Here is a 17,781-nt window from a genome sequence, read left to right on the forward strand (position 1 = left end):
AGGTCGATCCTTTCGTGAGCCGGGCATTATACGGGGGAAGAAGAACCGGCCCAAGTTCACCGGCGTGATGGGCGTAACCTGGAACGCCGGGATTCCCGTCTGCGCGGGAACGACGAGCCGACGTTACTTCCGCACGAGCACGCTGCCGCCGTGGCTCAAGCCCAGCAGCACGTCGCCGCTCGCCTCGGCGAGGCGTCGCGAGGCGTCCGCCGTGACCGGTTGTCCCTCGATGCGCACGATGACGTCCCCCGGTGTCAGCCCTGCGCGATCGGCCGGCGATCCGTTCGCAACCACCAGCACCATCAGGCAGCCGCCCGGCAATCGCCCCGCCTGGCGCGTGGCGGCATCGGGTTCGCCCAGCGTCGCGCCGCGAAAGACAAATGGCGCGATGCGCGCGGGGTGTGATTCGGTCGGCGGCCGGCGCGCGAGCGTCACGCGTGTCCGGCCTCGCCGACCCTGCCGCTCGTACTCCATCTCCACGGTGCGATCCGGCCCGGCCGCGCCGACCCGCTGGACGAACTCGTCGGCGCTGTCGACCGTTGATCCTTCCATCGCGAGGATGACATCGCCGTCTCGCAATCCCGCCGCATGGGCAGGTCCATCGGGAAAAACCGTCTCCAGCAGCACGCCGCCGCGATCGCGCCGGCCGCGCAATTCGGAGAGACTCCCGACGCGCACACCGGCGTAGCCGTAGTCCGGCTCCACGCCATCAAGCAATTTGTCGATAACAAGCTGCGTGCGCGCCGTCAGCGGAATCGCGAAAGCGATCGGCTCGGCGCCCGCCTGGGGCAGCGACGCCGCCGCGACGATCCCCACCACCCGACCGCGCCGGTCGATCAGCGGCCCGCCGGAATGACCCGGGTGAATCTGCGCCGTCGTCTGAATCATGTCGCCGTAGTAGCGGTCCTCGTCGCGGCCGAACGTCTCGGGCAGCGGCCGCGCAATCGCGCTGACGATTCCCAGGGCCGCGGCGGCCTGCCCGTCGGCGGCGAGACCCAGCGGGTTGCCCAGCGCCAGCACAATCGCCCCGCGCTGCAACTCGCGCGCATCGACCAGCGGCGCGATCGGCAGGCCCTCTTCCGCGACGGCGATCACCGCCAGATCGGCGCGTGGATCGGCCGCCACGCGCCGCGCGCGAAACCGCCGCCCGTCGTGCAGCGTTACGTGGATCGTCGCCGCGTCGGCGATGACGTGCTGATTGGTGAGAATCCTCCCGTCGGAGCGAATGATGACACCGCTGCCGCTCGCCGACGTAACGAACGGATCGCGCGCGGCGGCGGCAGGCGCCGCCCGTCTCTCGACAGCGATCGCTACAACCCAGGGCGACGCGTCGTCGATCAGGCGCATGACGGCGCGTTCCAGCTCGGCGAGCGGATCCACGAGGGCATCGCTCGCGGTGTGATCCGATGGCGTTGATGTCGGGTGCGACTCGGGTTGATTCGCTGAAGATTGAGTGGCCGCGGAATCCGGCGCGGGAGGCGCTGTTTCCGGCTGCGACGTGACTTGGGAAGCTGGACCGTCGGCGACGGCCCGCGCGAGGAGCGCGCACCATGCCGAAAGCATGGCTGCGACGCTGACCATCACAATGTGATACCGGAAACGTGGCATGAGCGATCGGCTCCGTCCGGATCGTCAGGGCAAACTCAAATCGCGCGCCGCCTAGTCATTGGGCACGACGATGTTCAACTGCTGCGTCGAACCGATGCCGCCCGATTGGAACTTTACAAGCTTGACGCCGGGATCGACGACAAAAATATAGGCGAAGAACCGCTCGTCGTCCGGCGTGGCTTGCAGCGCCTTGGTCGTGACGCGCCGCGGTTTGGCGAGGCAGCGTTCGGGCACTTCCGGCTCGGGGTGGTATTGCACCTCGATCATCGACTTGCCTTCCACTCTGGCTTTCGCGATAACGCCCTGCGCGTAATACAGCTTGCCATCGTCGGTCGTTACCTTGATCTGCGCCGCGACGTTCGACGCGTAGTTCAGCGACTTGCCGAACAGGCTCTCGGCCTGCAATTGCTTCGCCCCGAGAAAGACGATCTTCTTCCCATCCGGCACGAACAACTGCGTCACGGCGTCGCCGCCCTCCGGCTCGCTTTCGGGTGCGTTGATGGCGAAATGACAATCGCCAATCCGATCGCCCTGCAAGGCCGACTGGACCAGGTTCTCCGACTTGGGCAGCGCGATCGGCAGCGTGTCAGTAACGGCGGTGCCTTCCTGCGTCACGTTGGAGACGTGGGTCGCGCCGGCGGGGGCTTCGCCAACCTGCGGCGCCTCGGCGGCGGCCGCCGCCTGCCGTCCACCCGAAGCGGTGGAGGCGTAGGCCGGCGGTTTTTCAACGAACTGCTTCCTGGTTAGCTCGAGGCGCGGACCGCGCTTGAAGGCGATATACCACGGCGTGAAATTCTCGGGGACTTCGAACACGACATCAAATCGATAGCCGCTGCCGTCCTTCTCCTGCACCGCCTTGGTGTGCGAAGCCGTGAGGATGAATTGCGTTTCCGGCTTGAAGCGCACGAGTCGCTTCGCCTGCCCGCGGACCAGCTCGCGATAATTGTGCGAGTGGTGCGTGTAGAGATCGCTTGAGCCGATCGCGGGATAAACCATCGGCGTCGCGCCCGACGCCGGATCGGGACCCACCAGCCGAAACTGCGGCAGCCGATAGCGAATCTCGGGATGCTCCGGCGGCGCGGCGCTGGAGGCCACGCGCACGTTCACCACGATGAACTTGCTTGCGCCATTGGGCGAAGCGACCTCGAATTCGCGGACGAGATTGCCGTTCTCCAGCGATTGCTTCACGATCGAAATCTCGCGTGCCTCCCACCAGGCACGAACCCCCAGGGCATCGGCCGGAATCTCGTGACGATCCTCGGTCTGGGTGCACGAGCGCGCGCAGTACAAATCCATCAGCAAATCGGGCTTGGCCTTCGCGAGCGGATTGCCGCCGCCGAAGCGCCCGTTGGAAAGCAGATTGACCAGTCCGACGGTGAACTCATCGGGCTTGAAGAACAGCCCGCTTCGCACGATCGCGCCGTTGGCATTCGTGCTGACGCGCTCCCAGCCGAAGACGTTCGAACTGATCGGCAGCATCTGGACGCCGATCAGGGCCATGCCGACGAGCACCATCCCGGAGAAAAAGCCGCTCAACCCCGCTCCGATGCGATCCAACGCGACGGGCAGCTTCACGTTTCCGGTGATCAGCTTGTCGGTCAACACGCGCAACACAACCACGACAACGAAAAACAGCAGGATCAGCGCGAGCGGCTGGCCCAACCCGTTCCCCAGCGTGCCGGACCAGAGCGCGTTCACCGATTCGTAATAACCGAAGGCGACCATCGCACCGATGACGCACTCGAAGAACATCAGGACGCCGCTCAAAAAACCCTGATATACCCAATAGGCGGCGACAAGGATGACCATCAATCCGACGGCGATGGAGAACAACATGGGGACGATCCTCGAGGCAGTGACCACGTGACCAGTCGTCAGTGGGTCCGGAATCTACTTTTCCACGACGCGCCCGCACCGGCGGTCCGCGATTCGCTCGCCGCTGCTCCGCAGCGCACCCGTCCGGCGGCTGGACCCATTCTCATGCCGGCGCAGCGGTGGCCGGCGCGGGGTCTTTTGTCACGCGCAGCACTTCGTTGATGCTCGTCAGGCCTTCGTACACCTTGAACAGCGCGACTTCCTGAAGGTACAGCATGCCCTTCTTGCGTGCCGCGGTCTTCACCAGCGCCAGATCGCTTCCCGCCGCGATCAGGCCGCGCAACTCGTCGTCGAGAATCAGCAACTCGAACACGCCCGTCCGCCCGAGGTATCCCGACCCCTGGCAGATCGGACAAATGATCGGATTGCCACGCTTGTCCACTTCGATCTCTTCCGGGTTGGGAGGCCGATAGAATGGACGGTTCTCTCCGGTCGGGAGATTGCCTTTCTTCAGCAGCGCCGGGTCGGGCTTGTACGCCTTCCGGCAGTTCGTGCACAACAGGCGCACCAGCCGCTGCGATGAGACGCCCAGCAGCCCCGCGGCGGCCAGCGCCGGGTCGTTCACGGCTTGGAGATACGCCCGCAAAGCGTGAAACGTGTCCCTTGCATTAAGTCCAATATATATTTTCTTGCCCTGCTTCGCTGCGACCGCCGCCAGCTGCGCCGTCTCGGCATCGGGCAGGTCGCCCGACATGCAGACATCCGGCTCGGTGCGCAACAGCGTGCGGAAACGCCGCCCGTACGTCACCGTGCCCCCCTGGCTGTCAAACACGTGCTGCGTGATGTTCTCCAGGTCCATGTTCTTCGAAATTTCCAGCGTGTGGATGTTCTGCAAAAACGCATCGTGCGTGCGAAGGATCGCATACAGCGTGCTCGTGATCCCGCTCTGCTTCGGACCGCTGACCAGAAACACGCCCGATTTGGCCTCGGTCACGAGCGGTTGCAACTGGTCCAGTTGCAGCTTGGCCAGCCCGATATCCGGCAGCCGGAACTTCTGCTCCTCGGAAATCAGCTTCAGGATCATGCGCTGGCCGGCGCTGCTGCCGGAAGTGCGCACCTCGACTTGCGCCGTCTTGTCGCCCTTGCCGCCCGCGCCAATCGATGCCTTGAAACTCCCGCTTTGCGGGCGACGATTCTCCTCGGGGTTCAGTCCCGCCACGCGTTTCAGATGCGCGAAGACAATCGTCGCCACCGTTTCCTCGATCGGCTCGCGCAACCGATCCACCCCGTCGACGCGATAGACGATCTTCAGCGGTTGCCCCGGTACAAGATCCATCCGCACGTCGCTGCTCCGCCGCCAGATCGCGTCGAACAGCAAGTCCTGCATGGCCTGATAGCCCGCCGCCTGATCCGGATCCTTCGGCCACTCCGGCGTCTTGCCGGCCGCATCCTTGATGCGCGTCCGATCCTGGGCATCCTTGGCGCTGGTTTCCTTGTTGCCCCCGCTGCTCAAGCGCTTGAAATGCGCCATGGTCAGAACGGTCTGCGTCGGACCGACGCGCTGATTGCGCTGTAGCACATACGCGATGGCCACGCCGCCGAAGACCACCAGAAACACCAGCAGCCCGACAAAAAACACCGGAATCAGCAGCCACGCCACGAGACCGACCAGGCCACCAAAGAACACGAGGCTGACCCACAGGCCCGGCGGCATGCGGACCTTTTTGGTGTCCGCCTGAACCCATGTCGCGGTATGCGCGAACAGAATGAGCATCAGGAGCAGCACAACGATCTTAATTGGGTCGAAATAGCCGCCTTCCGTCGGCAGCGCCGCCAGCGGTAGGGAAGTCCATTGCAAATTGACGGTGAAATCTGGCATTCGGTCTGTCGGCCCGGGGGTCGAATCGGGGGGAACCGTTATTGAATTCAGGGTCGGAGCGTCGACCGCCGTGGTCCTCCACCGCACCCACCCGGCTGGAAAGCGACCATTCTACGTTGGGACCGCGGGAATGGGAAGCAGGAAGCGACACGCGCAGGAAAGGGTGATCCCTGCTAGCCGGAGCAAGGCTTGAACGGGGCGGACCCGCGAGATACCGGACCGCCGGGCGTCAGGCGCTCTGCTTGCGAATAATCATGTCAAACTGGCGGACCATGCTGCCGTGCAATCCGCGGACAATGGCGAAGTAAATGGCGGCGGTGCAAAGCGCCGCGACGGCGGCGGCGTAACGAGCGTACCGAAAATCGGCTGAAGTGAGCTTCGCACCCGGCGGCTCCAACGCCCATTGCGGCGCCAGCGCCACCCACGCTGCGTTCGCGGGAGATGCCGACATCAGCGCCGCGGTGAAGGCATGGCTCTCGCTGCCGCGCAACGGCACGACGCAGGCCGACGAGAGCGCGAACACAAAGATCACGATCGCCATGCTCGTGAACACCGCCGTCAGGGTCTTGCGGTTCTTGATGGAGCGGTCCAGGCCGATGACGCAGGCGAAGGCCGTGAAGGCGACAAACAGCACCGGCAGCGTCAGGAGCGACTCGGGGCTGACCACCGGCCCGGTTCCGGCGGGCCGCCGCTTGACGAGATCGAGCAAAAAGAATACCAAGATTGTGGCATACGGAATCGCCAGCAGCGGTCCGGTCGCGGCGATCAGCCCGCGCATCTTGCCGCGAATGATCTGACTGCTTGTCAACGGGGTCGACAACACCAGTTCCAGCGTGGCCGATTCCTTTTCGCGCGTCAGCGATGTGGCAGCCGTCACCGTGGCGATAAACAGCGCGATGAACAACTCGACCGAAACGATCCCGAACAGCATCGCCTGCGCCTGGCGCGCGCTGAACCAGCCCTTGCCGTAGACGAACAGCGCGCCCAAGGCCACCAGCGCCCCGCCGCCGATCACGACACCGCGCAGCAGACGCCCGCCGCCGGCCGCCGCGCCCGTGACGCTCTCGCGCCACGCGACGGGGTTGTCCCAGACGTGCCGCGGCTTGCGGGTCTGCTCGCCCGCTTCGACCTCAACTTGGCGACGATTACGAAACAGGCGAGACCAGAACGTGTCTTCGCCCTCTTTCGCGCCACGCCGCACGAAAAACATCGACAGCACGATCAACACCATCGACGCCAGCACCGTCATCGCCATGAAACTCAAATGCGGGTACGCCAGCCAGTAAGACTTGGGAAATCCGTAGTGACTGACGGTACCAAGTTCCGGCGCCGGCGTCATGCCGAGCACGACCCAAAGCGAGAGGAATGGATGAAATGGCGCAAGCCAACTCATGCGGCTGCCCGCGAAATTCCCGGGAGGAGGCGGCGACTCCACCGGGATCAGCGCCGGCACTTCGGCGAGAAAGATCATGACGATCAGGTACGTTGCGATGGCAAGGTAAAACGAAAAAATCGTCCGCCCGGTACCGATTTTGATAACGCTGATGGCGATGGCAATAGAGCCGGTAAGCAGCGCCGTGGTCGCGGCCAGCGCGCTCGACAAAATGATCTCGCGGCCGGTGACGCCGCCGTACACCATCATAATGCAAAAGAGCGGCACGCCGGCAAGCAGGAGATTGACGACAAAATAAAGACGCGACAGCAGCGACCCGAGAACAATCTGCCCGTTGGTCAGCGGGGTCGACAGGAGAATGTTGAACGTCTGGGCGTTTTTCTCCTGCGTGATGGCGGCCGAGGCGAAGACCGGCGCGATGATGCAGACCATGAGCAGTTGAAGGATTGACACGACGCGGAACACCTGCGAGGCGTTCTTCGCCAGCTCCGACAGGCTGGACTGACCCTGGCTGCGAATCACAACCACGCCGATGACGACGGCGAACGCGAGAACGGCAATGTAACCCGCGCGGATCCAGAGATGCTGAATCCGCCGGCCCCCGGCGCTGACCACGCGCACAAGGATCGGGTTGGCCGGTATGAGCCGCCAGAACCAGATGCCCAGATCTCGAAGGAACGCGTTCAGGTGAAGTGCTCCGGGGCGGTTCGCGGCGAGTCCACTCGCCGGCTAACCAAGAGAGTCTTTATCTCTGATCACGGACCATGAATGACGGATCACTGGTAATTGGACACGGAGCGCCGCTCAACTCGGCACGTGCTTGAGACCCTTGTCTTCGAGCTTGCGCCGCACCGATTCTCGCGCTGCGGCCCGCTGGGCGCTGTCCGGCAGCGAGTCGATCCGCCGTTTGAAATCCCGCGAGAGCTCTTCAATGGGCTTGAGCAGCCGGCGATATTCCTCCTCGAGCGAGAACATCCACGGACCGTCACCCATATCGGCGTTGCGCTGCGTCAATCGCTGCGTGATGCGATTCTCGATAATCTGGCTGCGCCACTGCGGCGTTTTGATCTTCTTCGCCTGCTCCTGGCAGTCCTTCAGGATCGCCTGCGCTGCGGTGACCTGCTTCTCGTTCAGCTTGTAATACTCCGTCGCGGCCTTGATGTAGCCTTCCCAATTGTTGTCGGGGCTGATCTGCCAATCGATCCAGCGCTCCACGCTCTGCCGGGCGTCGCGACGCTCTTTCGGCTCGGTCGGATCCTCCGGCGGCGGCTCGGCCTTCTCATCGTTCGGATCAACGCCGGGCGGGTCCATGAACGGATTGGCGTTGTCGCCGACCTTCCCGTCACGCCAGCGCTTCATGCGCGTCTCGAAGATCGTCAACCCCGCGGCGGCGGCCGTCACGTCACCGGTGAACTTCAATCGCTGCGTCACGGACATCTGCTGGCCGATTTCCGCCGCGCCGTTGGTAAAAAGTTTTTTCAAATTCGCCGACAACGGCTCGGACATGCGGGCGAATTCCATGGCCTCCTCCTTCGGCATGCGCCCGTCGTGCTCGATCATCGTCGCGAACATCAGTTCGATCAGGTCACGCCCGGTCTTTTCATTCTCGTGGGCAAAGGTCATGAACTGCCTCACCATGATCGCTTCGATCTCGCCGGCCTGCTTCTCGTCCAATTCGTATCGCTTGGTCATCTGCTCGACGAACTTGCGGCTCATCGCCTGCGCCATCTTCGGCGTAAAACGCAGCCCCAGCTCGGTCGGCCGCATGACGTCGGCCTCGCTCACCGCACGACCGCCGCGCGCATCGGTGGCCGCGGAATCCTCGGGCGAGCGCGTCTCCTGCGCCCGCGAGGGCACGGCAACGAACAACGCACCTGCAAACATGGCCGCCAAAGGCCGCAGCCCGGCCGCCCTGCTCGGCCATGCCGTGCCACCGATTCGGCACCTGAAAGCGCGCCGTCGCATCTCCGGGCCGCAGCGTGGTCGCCGCGGCGACTGCCTCCAGGCCTGCGCGCCTCGGACCCGACGCTTCGATGTCTCACATGGGCGCTCGAGCGCCTTGGCGTCTCTCATTGCACTTTCCCCTTGGTGAATCGCATGAACGCGGTCTCCAGGTTCACCGGCTCTTCCTGGATCCCGCGCAACGGCAGCTTCGCCTGCACCAGCGCCTCCGCCAGAAACGAAAAATCCTGCGTCGCCGAGGACAAATCCACGATCAATCGCCCGTCGTCCTGCTCCACGCTCGCCACATGCGGCAGCTTGCTCAACACCTGCTGCGCCTTCTCCTGCCCTGCGGCCACGCGCACTTCCACGCGCGTCCCCGTCCGCGTCTGCCGCACGATCTCATCGATCGGCCCGTGAAACAGCAGCTCGCCGCGCTCGATGATCCCGACCGTCGTACACATCTCCGCCAACTCGTGGAGAATGTGCGAACTGATGATGATCGTCTTGCCCATGCGCCGAAGCTCTTTCAACAGCTCGCGCATCTCGATCCGCGCCCGCGGGTCCAGACCGCTCGCCGGCTCGTCGAGAAAGAGCACGCGCGGATCGTGCAGCAGCACCCGCGCCACGCTCAACCGCTGCTTCATCCCGCGCGAAAGCGAATCGACCAGCGCCTCGCGCTTCTCCGTCAGATCGGTCAACTCCAAGACGTCGCCCACCACACGCTGACGCTGATCCCCGTGGATGCCATAGGCCGCCGCGAAGAACTCCAGATACTCCAGCACGGCCATGTCTTCGTACGCGCCAAAGAAGTCCGGCACGTAACCGATCAGCGGGCGAATCCGCCGCGATTCGTACCCCACCGTGTAGCCGCAGACCTTCGCCTCCCCCCAGGTCGGCTGAAGCAGCGTCGAGAGAATTCGAATCGTCGTGGTTTTGCCCGCGCCGTTCGGCCCGATGTAACCGAAGCACTCGCCTTCTTCGATGTTGAGGTGCAGGCCGTTGAGCGCCACCAGCTTGCCGTAGCGCTTCGTCAGATTGATCGTCTGAATGATCACGGCTCACGCCTCTCCGCCCGCCCCCATGAGCGTTCCACCGGTATCACAAACCGATAAATCGTTCGCGATTGGTTCGGCTTCAACGCGACGCGATCCACTTCCAGCACCGCCGGTCCAGGTTCCCTCGAATACCCGATCAGCAGCGCCGTCGTCGGCGTCAGCAGCCGAGAACAGTCCAACGACCGCCCGTGCGTCCGGCGAACCGCCGATCGGCCGTTCGAATCCTCGCGAATCAGGTCACTGAATGATAGCAGCAGCGCGGAATTGTACTCCGAGTCGACCATCGGGGCGCGAGGATCGTTCGGATTCACCGACATCGGGTTGAGCGCTGCGCCCCAGCGGAGCAGTTGATCGGATAGCAGCGGCAGGCGCGGCCGGCGGGCGGGCGGATCAGCCGGCTTGGCGGGATCGAACAGCGTGTAGAGCCGATCGCGCAACTGGGCGGCGCTCAATTCCTGACCCGCATTGAGATCGCCGATCGCGAAACACCGCGCCAGGACGTTCCGACCCTCGCCCGCGACGAGTTCATCGGTCTCGACGAGATAGCACGATTCCAGCGCGACCGGTAGTCCGTTGCGCAAAAAACTGCCTTCACCAAATTCATATGGAATCTGCGCGCGGTCACTGCCGGTGTTGCGAAACGAAACGAGCTTGCCGTCGAACGAACCGCCGATCGGGCCATGCCAGGTGCCGGTGAACTCCTTGAGCGTGGCGCGAATCGGAACGTCGTCCAGCCATTCACCGCCGAGGCGCGCCCGGTAGGCTTCCGGCGCGGCGAACTTCGAGGACGTTCCCTGAATCGAATCGCTTTCGGGCACCACGCGCAACGGTCCGCCGCGTGACTCCCCCGCGCTCGCGTCGCCCGTCGGCAAACGCAAATCCAGCCGGGCGTGATCCGGCGTGCGCACGCCGAACAAGTTCACGGCGCAGCCGTCGACGCGGCCGGCCAATGCGTCCACCACACTCGTCTGCCACAGACGCGTCGTCACGCCGCGCAGGCCCCAGACCATCATCATGCCGACGACGCTGCTGACGACGCTGACCACGGCAAAGGCCGACCAGGACACGTGCAGCCACCCGCGCCGCTTCAGATAATGGTGACTGCCGATCGTCGCGACAAACCAGTAGGCCAGGCCGAATGCAATCGCAATAACGACAAACGCCGCCCCGACGCTCTCGAACGAGATCGACTGCCGCAGCACGCTGTACAAATCCACGCGACCGAACATCCGCGCGCCGATACCCACGTCCTTGTCCTCGTACACAAACGGCAGCGCAAGCAGCCGCCGGGCCACGACTGTTTCGCACGCTGTGTTGAGAAAGGCGTCTTCTGTCGCGTCCAAATCGGGCTCGTCTTCAACCAGCATGCTGCGCATCTGGCGTGGGACGGGCAGCAGCTCATTCAGGGATGCGCCGACAAAAGTCACCACGCCGCGGCCGAGAAACCGCCGATGCGCGATCTGCGGATTCGGACAGCGCGGCGGCACGGGAATCGACCCCGGTCGCGGTTCCATCCGGCAGCGCGTGATCGGATTTCGCGCGTAGCGGCGCGTCAGCCGAGAGGCGTATTCTTCGTGCTCAACGATGTCCAGGAACTCCAGCGCCTCGGTCCGCTCCTCGACCCCGATCAGCGTCACCGGCAGCGCCTCGGCCAGCGGCGAGTTCGCCAGCATCTGCCAGTTGCGCCCCCCGGTCAGCAGCAGGCGACCGCCCTCGCGCACCCAGTCCATCAGCGCGGCAATCTGCTGCGGCGACAGGCCCGACGGGTCCGCATCGTCCCACACGATCGCATCCACCGCGTCCAGCCCCTGCCAGCGGCTGGGAAGCGCGCGCGGCGGCATGGCGCGCACATGCCGAGCGTTGATCCAGTTCGACTGTTGCCGGCGCTTGGAATCCAGCCACGCGACGTGCGCCAGACGGCGAGGGGACGACAGATCAACCACAAGAAACTCATCCGCGGGAAGGTCCAACACCGGCTGGCCGGTCAGTTCCTTTACGACCTCGCCCGTCTCGTCCAGCAGCGAGGCTCGTCGACCTTCGGCGTCGTACAACCGTACCGACGGCGGCCCGGCTGTGCCGCTGACTTCATTCGGTACAAAGTAAACCTGATAGGATCGCCATTCGGCTCCGGGGGCCAGCGTCACGGGTGCCACCGATGTGGCAATATCGCCGTCGCGGTCGGACTGGCTCACGCGCAACTCGCCCTCGAACGGCCGATCACCGCGGAAACGCAAGGACACGTCGATGAACGACCAGTTGCCGCTGCGCACCAGCGGAACGCCCTCGGAGAACAATCCGACGCGCTGGATGCGACCCTCGATCTGTTCCGATGCCGCGGACGCCGGCGCCACCGTGGGCTGCGCGACCGCCACCTCGCTCACTGCCACAATCAGACAGAACCACCCCATCGCACCCGCGCCAAGCCGGGCGATGAAGCCCCGGCTCCGGGGGCATCGGCGGCGCGCTCGGTTCGATTCGCGTTTCATGACAATCGACTCTATTTGAACGGCTACAAGCTGTTTCAAAACCCCCTCTCCCTTTCGGGGAGAGGCTCGGGTGAGGGTGAATCCTTTCGGTTGAACCACATTTTCCCCCTCACCCGACCTCTCCCCAGGGGAGAGGAGTTTTGAAACCAGTTTGCTTCGTTGAAAACATCTTGACTTCGAGGCGTTGATTTTGTAAACGCCGTTCATGGCGAAGAACACCAATCTCCTGCTGAACGTCGCAACGCTTGAGCATGAAGGTCGCCGGGCGGTGCCTGCTGCCGTACGGCCACCCGAAGAGTCCGCATAAGTTCACGCAGCGGCAACTGATGACCTGCACGGTGCTGCGGGCTTATACCAAGACCACCTATCGCGGGGTGATTGAACTGCTCGAAGCCTCGGGCCAGCTTCGCCGCATTCTGTGCATGGAGCGGCTGCCGCACTACTCGACGCTCAAAAGTTCGCTGATCGCACGGTGATTCCGGAGATTCTGGGATTCCTGCTGCAAGAGATTCTGCGTGAGGTGGGTGACCAGAGCGACGAAGTGGCGATGGATTCGACGGGTCTGGAGACCTCGTCGGCCAGCGCTCACTACGTCAGCCGCAGCGGGCGGCAGCGCCAGCAGTACGTGAAGGTGTCGGCGTCTGTGACCTGCAAGAGCATGCTGGCGGCGGGCTGGTCGTCGGCTGGGGCCGGGCAACGACAAGGCTGAAGCGCGCTGGCTCCTGACGGAAACCGCCCAGAAGCTGCTGAAGTATTTGTACGCGGATGCCGGCTACGATGCGGGTGGGTTCATACGTACTGTCGTGAGACGTGGGGCGTGCGCAGTTACATCCCGCCGGCGGTGCATCGCCGCGATGGCGGCGTGAACGGTCGCTACCGATCGCAGATGACGCGGCTGCCGAAGCGGTATGGTCGTCGCTGGCATGTCGAGTCCTTCTTCAGCGAAACCAAACGCACCATGGGATCGCACCTGAACGCCCGCACAGAACGCGGTCTGTTCACCGAAGCAGCGATCCGCGTCCTGGCCTACACCCTCCGGCGATAGCCGGGGGCAAATTCGCAGCAGATGTTGTCAACAGAGCAAAACCAGTTCTAGTGCTTCTCGTCACACCGGCAGATCATTTCGCCACACCCCGGACACCCGTTGCGGTACTTCGCCATCGCCCGCGTCAGGTCCACGCCCTCGACGTTCGCCAGCGTCACCAACCACGCCAGCACGTCGGCAAACTCCGCCTCTTTCTCCGCCTGCGGCTGGCCCTCGCCGATCGCGGCCGCCAATTCGCCGACTTCCTCCATCAGCCACAAAAACGTCCCGGCTGCCCCGCGCTTGCGGTCCTTGGCCGAGTACATACGTTCGATCAATTGCTGCGTTTCCGATAGCGTCATGTTGATAACATCCTTCGCGTGCGTGCAAAAGGGCGAGCAACGCCCACCCTTCCTTGTTTTCCTGCTTCTCGTTCCCCCCGGCACCTCTCCGCCATAGGGTGGGAAATGCCTACTCTCCTGTTGCGTGTTCCCTCATCCCCCGCCCAGCGATTGCGCTCGCTTCTTATACTTGCTCGCCTGTTCCGCGTCGCCGATCGCCTCGGCCACACGCGCCAACCCCGCCCAGCCGTCCGGCTCATCGGGCTTTAAGCGGCAGGCCGTGTCAAACGAGCGCCGAGCATTCATGAAATCGCTTGACTTCAGATACGCCTCGCCCAGACCGTTGTGACTCGGTCGATCGTACGGGTCGATCTCGATGGCCTGGCGAAACCATTTCGCAGCCTCCGTCGCCTTCCCGCGCTTCAGCAGAATCTCGCCGATCCGGCGCGGCACGGCCGGTTCATCCTCCACGCGCCGCGCCAGCTCCTCCAGCTCGACAAGCGCTTCGTCCTCGCGCCCCTGCACGAGGTAGATTCCCGCCAGCCGTCGATACGACGCCGGATCGTCCGGCAGCATCTTCTTGTACCGCGAGAGCGCCGTGATCGCCGCGGGCCAGTTCAACCGCGCCTGCTCAAGGTACCCCAGATATTTAATTCCGTCTGCATTCTTCGCATCGACTTCAACCAGCCGCCGAATGATCGGCTCCGCTTCGTCCACGAAGGCCGCTCGCTTCGTTTCATCTCGCTCCTGCTCCATGCGCCCGATCAGAATCTGCCCAAGCACTTCGAGCGCCCTGGCCTGCATCGCGTCGCGCTTCAGCGCGCGACGCGCGATCTCCTCGGCCCTCTCCACGTCGCCGTCCACCAGGAGCGCCTGGGCATAGCGCGCCAGCAAGCCCGCGTCGTCGCCGCGCGATTCGACCTGCTTCGCCAGCGTCTCCGAATCCTCCACTGGCACATCCGGAAGCCCCCACGCGTTCACCTCTCTTGAAGCATAGGTCGAAAACGCCCGCGCGAACTCGTCTTCGCTTACGCCAAGCGCCTGTTCAAACACCGCCGCCTGCGTCAGCCGATCCTTGAACCCCTTGAGCATCTCATGAATCTTGGACTCGCCCCAGCGTTCAATAATGTATTCCACCATCCACTCGCTCTGCGCATACGCCAGCTCGCGGTCGTCGGCGCGACGCGGTCGCATGAAGCCCCAGTCAATCGTCTTCAGCGTGAAAAGCCGATCGCGTCGCACCGCTTCGCTAAGCAGTTGCTTCGTCCGCCACGTTCGAGGCTGCGGCTCCTCGTGCACGGCCAGGCCCTCCGTCATCCAATGCGGGATGCGGTTCTCGGTCGCCGCGAGCGTGACCGTGTGCGTAAACTCATGGCGCAGCACCGTCGCCCAGTTGAAATGCCCGAACGGCGGCGTGCCGCGCGGCGCCTGCATCGCGATGACGCGCCCGGTGCACGCGCCGACCGTCGCGATGAACGGCCTTCCCGTGATGCGCACCGAGAAGCCCATGTGATCCGGGAATATTTCGATGATTGTCTGCTTTACAGGCGCGGTCTTGAACTTCTCGCAAAGATCCCGATGCATGCGCTCCAGGGCCTCGCCGAAATACGGCGCGATCGGCCCGTCTCGCGACTCGTCAAACTTGACAATGAAGTGGTCCGTCTCCAGCCGCGCGAAATGGTCGATCTGATCGAGCAATTGCAGGAGGTTGTGCGTGTGCGCGTTGAAGCTGTCCAGCCCGAAGGCCTCCTCCAGCGTCCGTCGCGCGAGATGCTCCTCGCCGGTCTCCATGTACAGCTGCCCCAGGTCGGCGCGCGGCTCCGACCACGTCGGCGCGTGATCCATCGCCTGTTTGAAATGCGTCTCGGCGTCGGCGAATTGCCTCCCGGCCGACAGCCATTTCGCCAATGTGTGATGCAGCACCGCGCAGCGCGGATTGATCTTCTCCACGCGCGCAACCGCCTCGCGATACGCCGGCGCCTCCCCGCTGCGCAGCCGCGCCGCCGCAAGCACCGACAGCGCCTCCACGGAATTCGGATTGGTCTCCAACGCCTCGGTCGCGATTCGCGCCGCCTCTTCGTAGCGCCGCTCCGTCATGCGCGTGCTCGACAGCAGCACCCGCGCGCCCACGTGCGGCGGACAGACCTTCAGCGCGGCGGCCGCGCGCTTTTCACACTCCTCGAAGTTCCAATCCTCCAGCGCCGCCCAACCCAGCCCGACGTGCGCCGCCGCGACGTTCGCATTCTGTTCCAGCACCCGCTGAAAATCCGCCACCGCCTCCTTCGAATTGTGCTTCTCCAGCAACAACTCCGCCCCCGCCTGCCGCGCCGGCCAGTACGCCGCATCAACAAACTCGTACGCCTCCTGATAGACCTCTGTCAACACATGCTTCGTCCGCCGAACGACATCGGGGTTGCGCGTCAGCACGCTGTAGCGCAGGAACCCGCGACCCAGATCGGTCATGTCCTCCACGCGTTCCGGCAACGTGCCCGAGGTCATCCGCTCGTTGAACCATTTGTACGTCTCAATCGCGCCGGCCGTATCGCCGGTCAGCTCCTGAAGCTGCCCCAATTGCAATCGCGCGCGGTAGTGATCGCGTGCCCGCTCGAGGGCCGCGCGGTTGTGGCGAATCGCCGCGTCGTACTCGCCGACTTCCGCACGCAGCGCCGCCAGCGCCGCGTGCCAATCGGCCGAGCGTTCCCCCACCGAGCGGATCGCGTCGAGTCGCGCGATGCCCCGGCGATAATCGCCAATGAGCCGATCCACCTCGGCCCGCCCGCACGCCGCAGCGATCGCGTACGCGGGCGCCTTCCCTGCGGCCTCGTACCTTTCGACGGCCATGGCGTACTCGCCGGCGAGCGCCGCATCGCGTGCCTCGCGCAATGCGGCGGCGCTCGGGTCACGTTCTTCGTTCGCGGTTGCGGACGCCGGCACCAGGGCAAGACCGAGGACGGCTATGAGTCGAAGCGGGATTGAACCTGTGATCGCCCATCGGCGCGGCGCGCCGCGTCGGCAGAGAGAAAGAATCGGAAAGGCTGCGAGGCGCGTCACGTGCTCATTCTATGGAACGGTGAATCGCAACGTCAAACGACCGTGCGCGGAGGACGTCGCGCCCCCCGTTACGTGGCGCCAAACGCCCGCGTGAACAGTTCGCCGTTCTCGCGAATGACGGCGTCGTGCCGCGCGAACAGGATCGCATTCAGCACGATCGCCCCGAGCGCCGCGTAGAAATGCGCCCCCGACGCCGTCGCCGCGCCGTCGGCTGCCCCCAGCGCCGTGGTCAGCACCATCGACGCCACGCCGAGCATGGCGAGTTTCAACGCCCGGGCCTTGAGCCGATCCACCATCGCCGCAAAGGACGCGTCCAGCCCATGATGCAGGATTGATTGCTTGACGATCTTGTCCTGCACCATGAAGTAGACGAACACCAGCACATGAACAAAACAGGTAAACAGGGCCGCCAGAATGCCCAGCATGAAGTGCCGCGCGAAGTTCTGCGTCCCCGTCACGGTCGTCCCCATCGCCGCCGTCAGACACAGCAGCAACAGGTTCGCGCCCGCCAGCAATCGAAAGCTCGCTTTCATGGTGAAGGTTCAATGGCTCGGCCATCTGGCGTTTTCTACTGCTTCACGATCTTTCCCGGTCCCTGATCGGTGATGATCGTCGTGTTGAACCACGTTGTTTCGGTCTGCAACTTGCCAACGGCCTCGGTCAGGCCGTCGTTGAAGGTCCCCTCGAACACCAGGTCACCCGTCAGAACGATGCGCACATTGCTACCGTTCACCACCGGGTTCAGGTTCAGATCGCGCTCCACGACGCGCTGCTCGGACCCGAAGAGGTTCGTCGAGCGCGTGGTGATCTGCGTCAGCCGCCCGCTGCCGTTGAACACCAGCGTCTTATCTATAAACGTCGAAATCTGCTCGCCGGTCAGTAGCCACGTCCCCGCCAGCACGGCTTCCGCCGGCGGCGTCACGTTGACCTCGCACGCGCCGCCCATCAGCGCCGCAAACGCCAGGCAGGCAATCAGCGCCCATGCCCCGCCGCGCGACCGCCGCCACCGGATTCGCAATCCTACCGACCGAACGCCCCCTGATCTGCTCCGTTCCATGTTGCCCGTCCCTTTCGTCGCGAGGAGGAATCGATGCGCTCATCCCACGCGAGGCGATGGGATTGTATCGGCAGGACGCGGCCCGTGGCCAGTGGTTCGTCGTCCGTGATTGGTTCGCAGGGTGCGTC

14 protein-coding genes are annotated in these 17,781 nt (G+C 64.2%); 3 read left to right on the plus strand and 11 right to left on the minus strand.

Annotated features, from left to right (window positions below):
- Positions 1-123: 123 nt before the first annotated feature.
- The 7 genes from HRU71_06705 to HRU71_06735 all read right to left on the minus strand — a co-directional run bounded on the left by HRU71_06705 (position 124) and on the right by HRU71_06735 (position 12,180).
- Positions 124-1,608, minus strand: a complete 1,485-nt coding sequence (locus HRU71_06705; GenBank protein QOJ03195.1) for a trypsin-like peptidase domain-containing protein — start codon at positions 1,606-1,608, stop codon at positions 124-126.
- 51 nt (positions 1,609-1,659) lie between these two features.
- Positions 1,660-3,444 (minus strand): CvpA family protein, encoded by a 1,785-nt coding sequence (locus HRU71_06710; GenBank protein ID QOJ03196.1) that lies wholly within the window; start codon positions 3,442-3,444, stop codon positions 1,660-1,662.
- A 142-nt stretch (positions 3,445-3,586) separates the two neighbouring features.
- Positions 3,587-5,302: a Flp pilus assembly complex ATPase component TadA gene (tadA, locus tag HRU71_06715; GenBank protein ID QOJ03197.1), complete on the minus strand. Its 1,716-nt coding sequence runs from the start codon at positions 5,300-5,302 to the stop codon at positions 3,587-3,589.
- 229 nt (positions 5,303-5,531) lie between these two features.
- Positions 5,532-7,310, minus strand: a complete 1,779-nt coding sequence (locus tag HRU71_06720) for an ABC transporter permease subunit (GenBank protein QOJ03198.1) — start codon at positions 7,308-7,310, stop codon at positions 5,532-5,534.
- A gap of 189 nt (positions 7,311-7,499) precedes the next feature.
- On the minus strand, positions 7,500-8,588 hold the full coding sequence (locus tag HRU71_06725; protein ID QOJ03199.1) for a hypothetical protein: 1,089 nt from the start codon (positions 8,586-8,588) through the stop codon (positions 7,500-7,502).
- 176 nt (positions 8,589-8,764) lie between these two features.
- Positions 8,765-9,691: an ABC transporter ATP-binding protein gene (locus HRU71_06730; protein ID QOJ04940.1), complete on the minus strand. Its 927-nt coding sequence runs from the start codon at positions 9,689-9,691 to the stop codon at positions 8,765-8,767.
- Positions 9,691-12,180: a hypothetical protein gene (locus HRU71_06735; protein ID QOJ03200.1), complete on the minus strand. Its 2,490-nt coding sequence runs from the start codon at positions 12,178-12,180 to the stop codon at positions 9,691-9,693. The genes HRU71_06730 and HRU71_06735 overlap by 1 nt, the downstream gene beginning before the upstream one ends.
- A 245-nt stretch (positions 12,181-12,425) precedes the next feature.
- Here HRU71_06735 and HRU71_06740 point away from each other — a divergent pair, with 245 nt between their 5' ends.
- The 3 genes from HRU71_06740 (at position 12,426) to HRU71_06750 (ending at position 13,225) form a co-directional block, all read left to right on the plus strand.
- A complete protein-coding gene (locus tag HRU71_06740; GenBank protein ID QOJ03201.1) occupies positions 12,426-12,656 on the plus strand; it encodes a hypothetical protein in 231 nt (76 codons plus the stop codon).
- Positions 12,653-12,889, plus strand: coding sequence for a hypothetical protein (locus HRU71_06745; protein ID QOJ03202.1), 237 nt, complete (start codon positions 12,653-12,655; stop codon positions 12,887-12,889). The genes HRU71_06740 and HRU71_06745 overlap by 4 nt, the downstream gene beginning before the upstream one ends.
- Before the next feature lie 108 nt (positions 12,890-12,997).
- Positions 12,998-13,225 carry a transposase gene (locus HRU71_06750; GenBank protein ID QOJ03203.1) on the plus strand — a complete coding sequence of 76 codons (228 nt, stop codon included), beginning with the start codon at positions 12,998-13,000 and terminating at the stop codon, positions 13,223-13,225.
- Between the two features lie 47 nt (positions 13,226-13,272).
- On the opposite strand, the gene HRU71_06755 is transcribed toward HRU71_06750, so the two are convergent.
- From HRU71_06755 to HRU71_06770, 4 genes are all read right to left on the minus strand, one after another.
- Complete coding sequence (locus HRU71_06755) at positions 13,273-13,566, minus strand: nucleotide pyrophosphohydrolase (GenBank protein ID QOJ03204.1); 294 nt, start codon at positions 13,564-13,566, stop codon at positions 13,273-13,275.
- Between the two features lie 132 nt (positions 13,567-13,698).
- Positions 13,699-16,596, minus strand: coding sequence for a tetratricopeptide repeat protein (locus HRU71_06760; GenBank protein ID QOJ03205.1), 2,898 nt, complete (start codon positions 16,594-16,596; stop codon positions 13,699-13,701).
- A gap of 68 nt (positions 16,597-16,664) precedes the next feature.
- On the minus strand, positions 16,665-17,129 hold the full coding sequence (locus HRU71_06765; protein QOJ03206.1) for a hypothetical protein: 465 nt from the start codon (positions 17,127-17,129) through the stop codon (positions 16,665-16,667).
- A gap of 35 nt (positions 17,130-17,164) precedes the next feature.
- Positions 17,165-17,653, minus strand: coding sequence for a hypothetical protein (locus tag HRU71_06770; protein QOJ03207.1), 489 nt, complete (start codon positions 17,651-17,653; stop codon positions 17,165-17,167).
- Positions 17,654-17,781: the final 128 nt, after the last annotated feature.

This window comes from Planctomycetia bacterium (assembly GCA_015200345.1).
Lineage (GTDB): Bacteria > Planctomycetota > Phycisphaerae > UBA1845 > UTPLA1 > PLA3.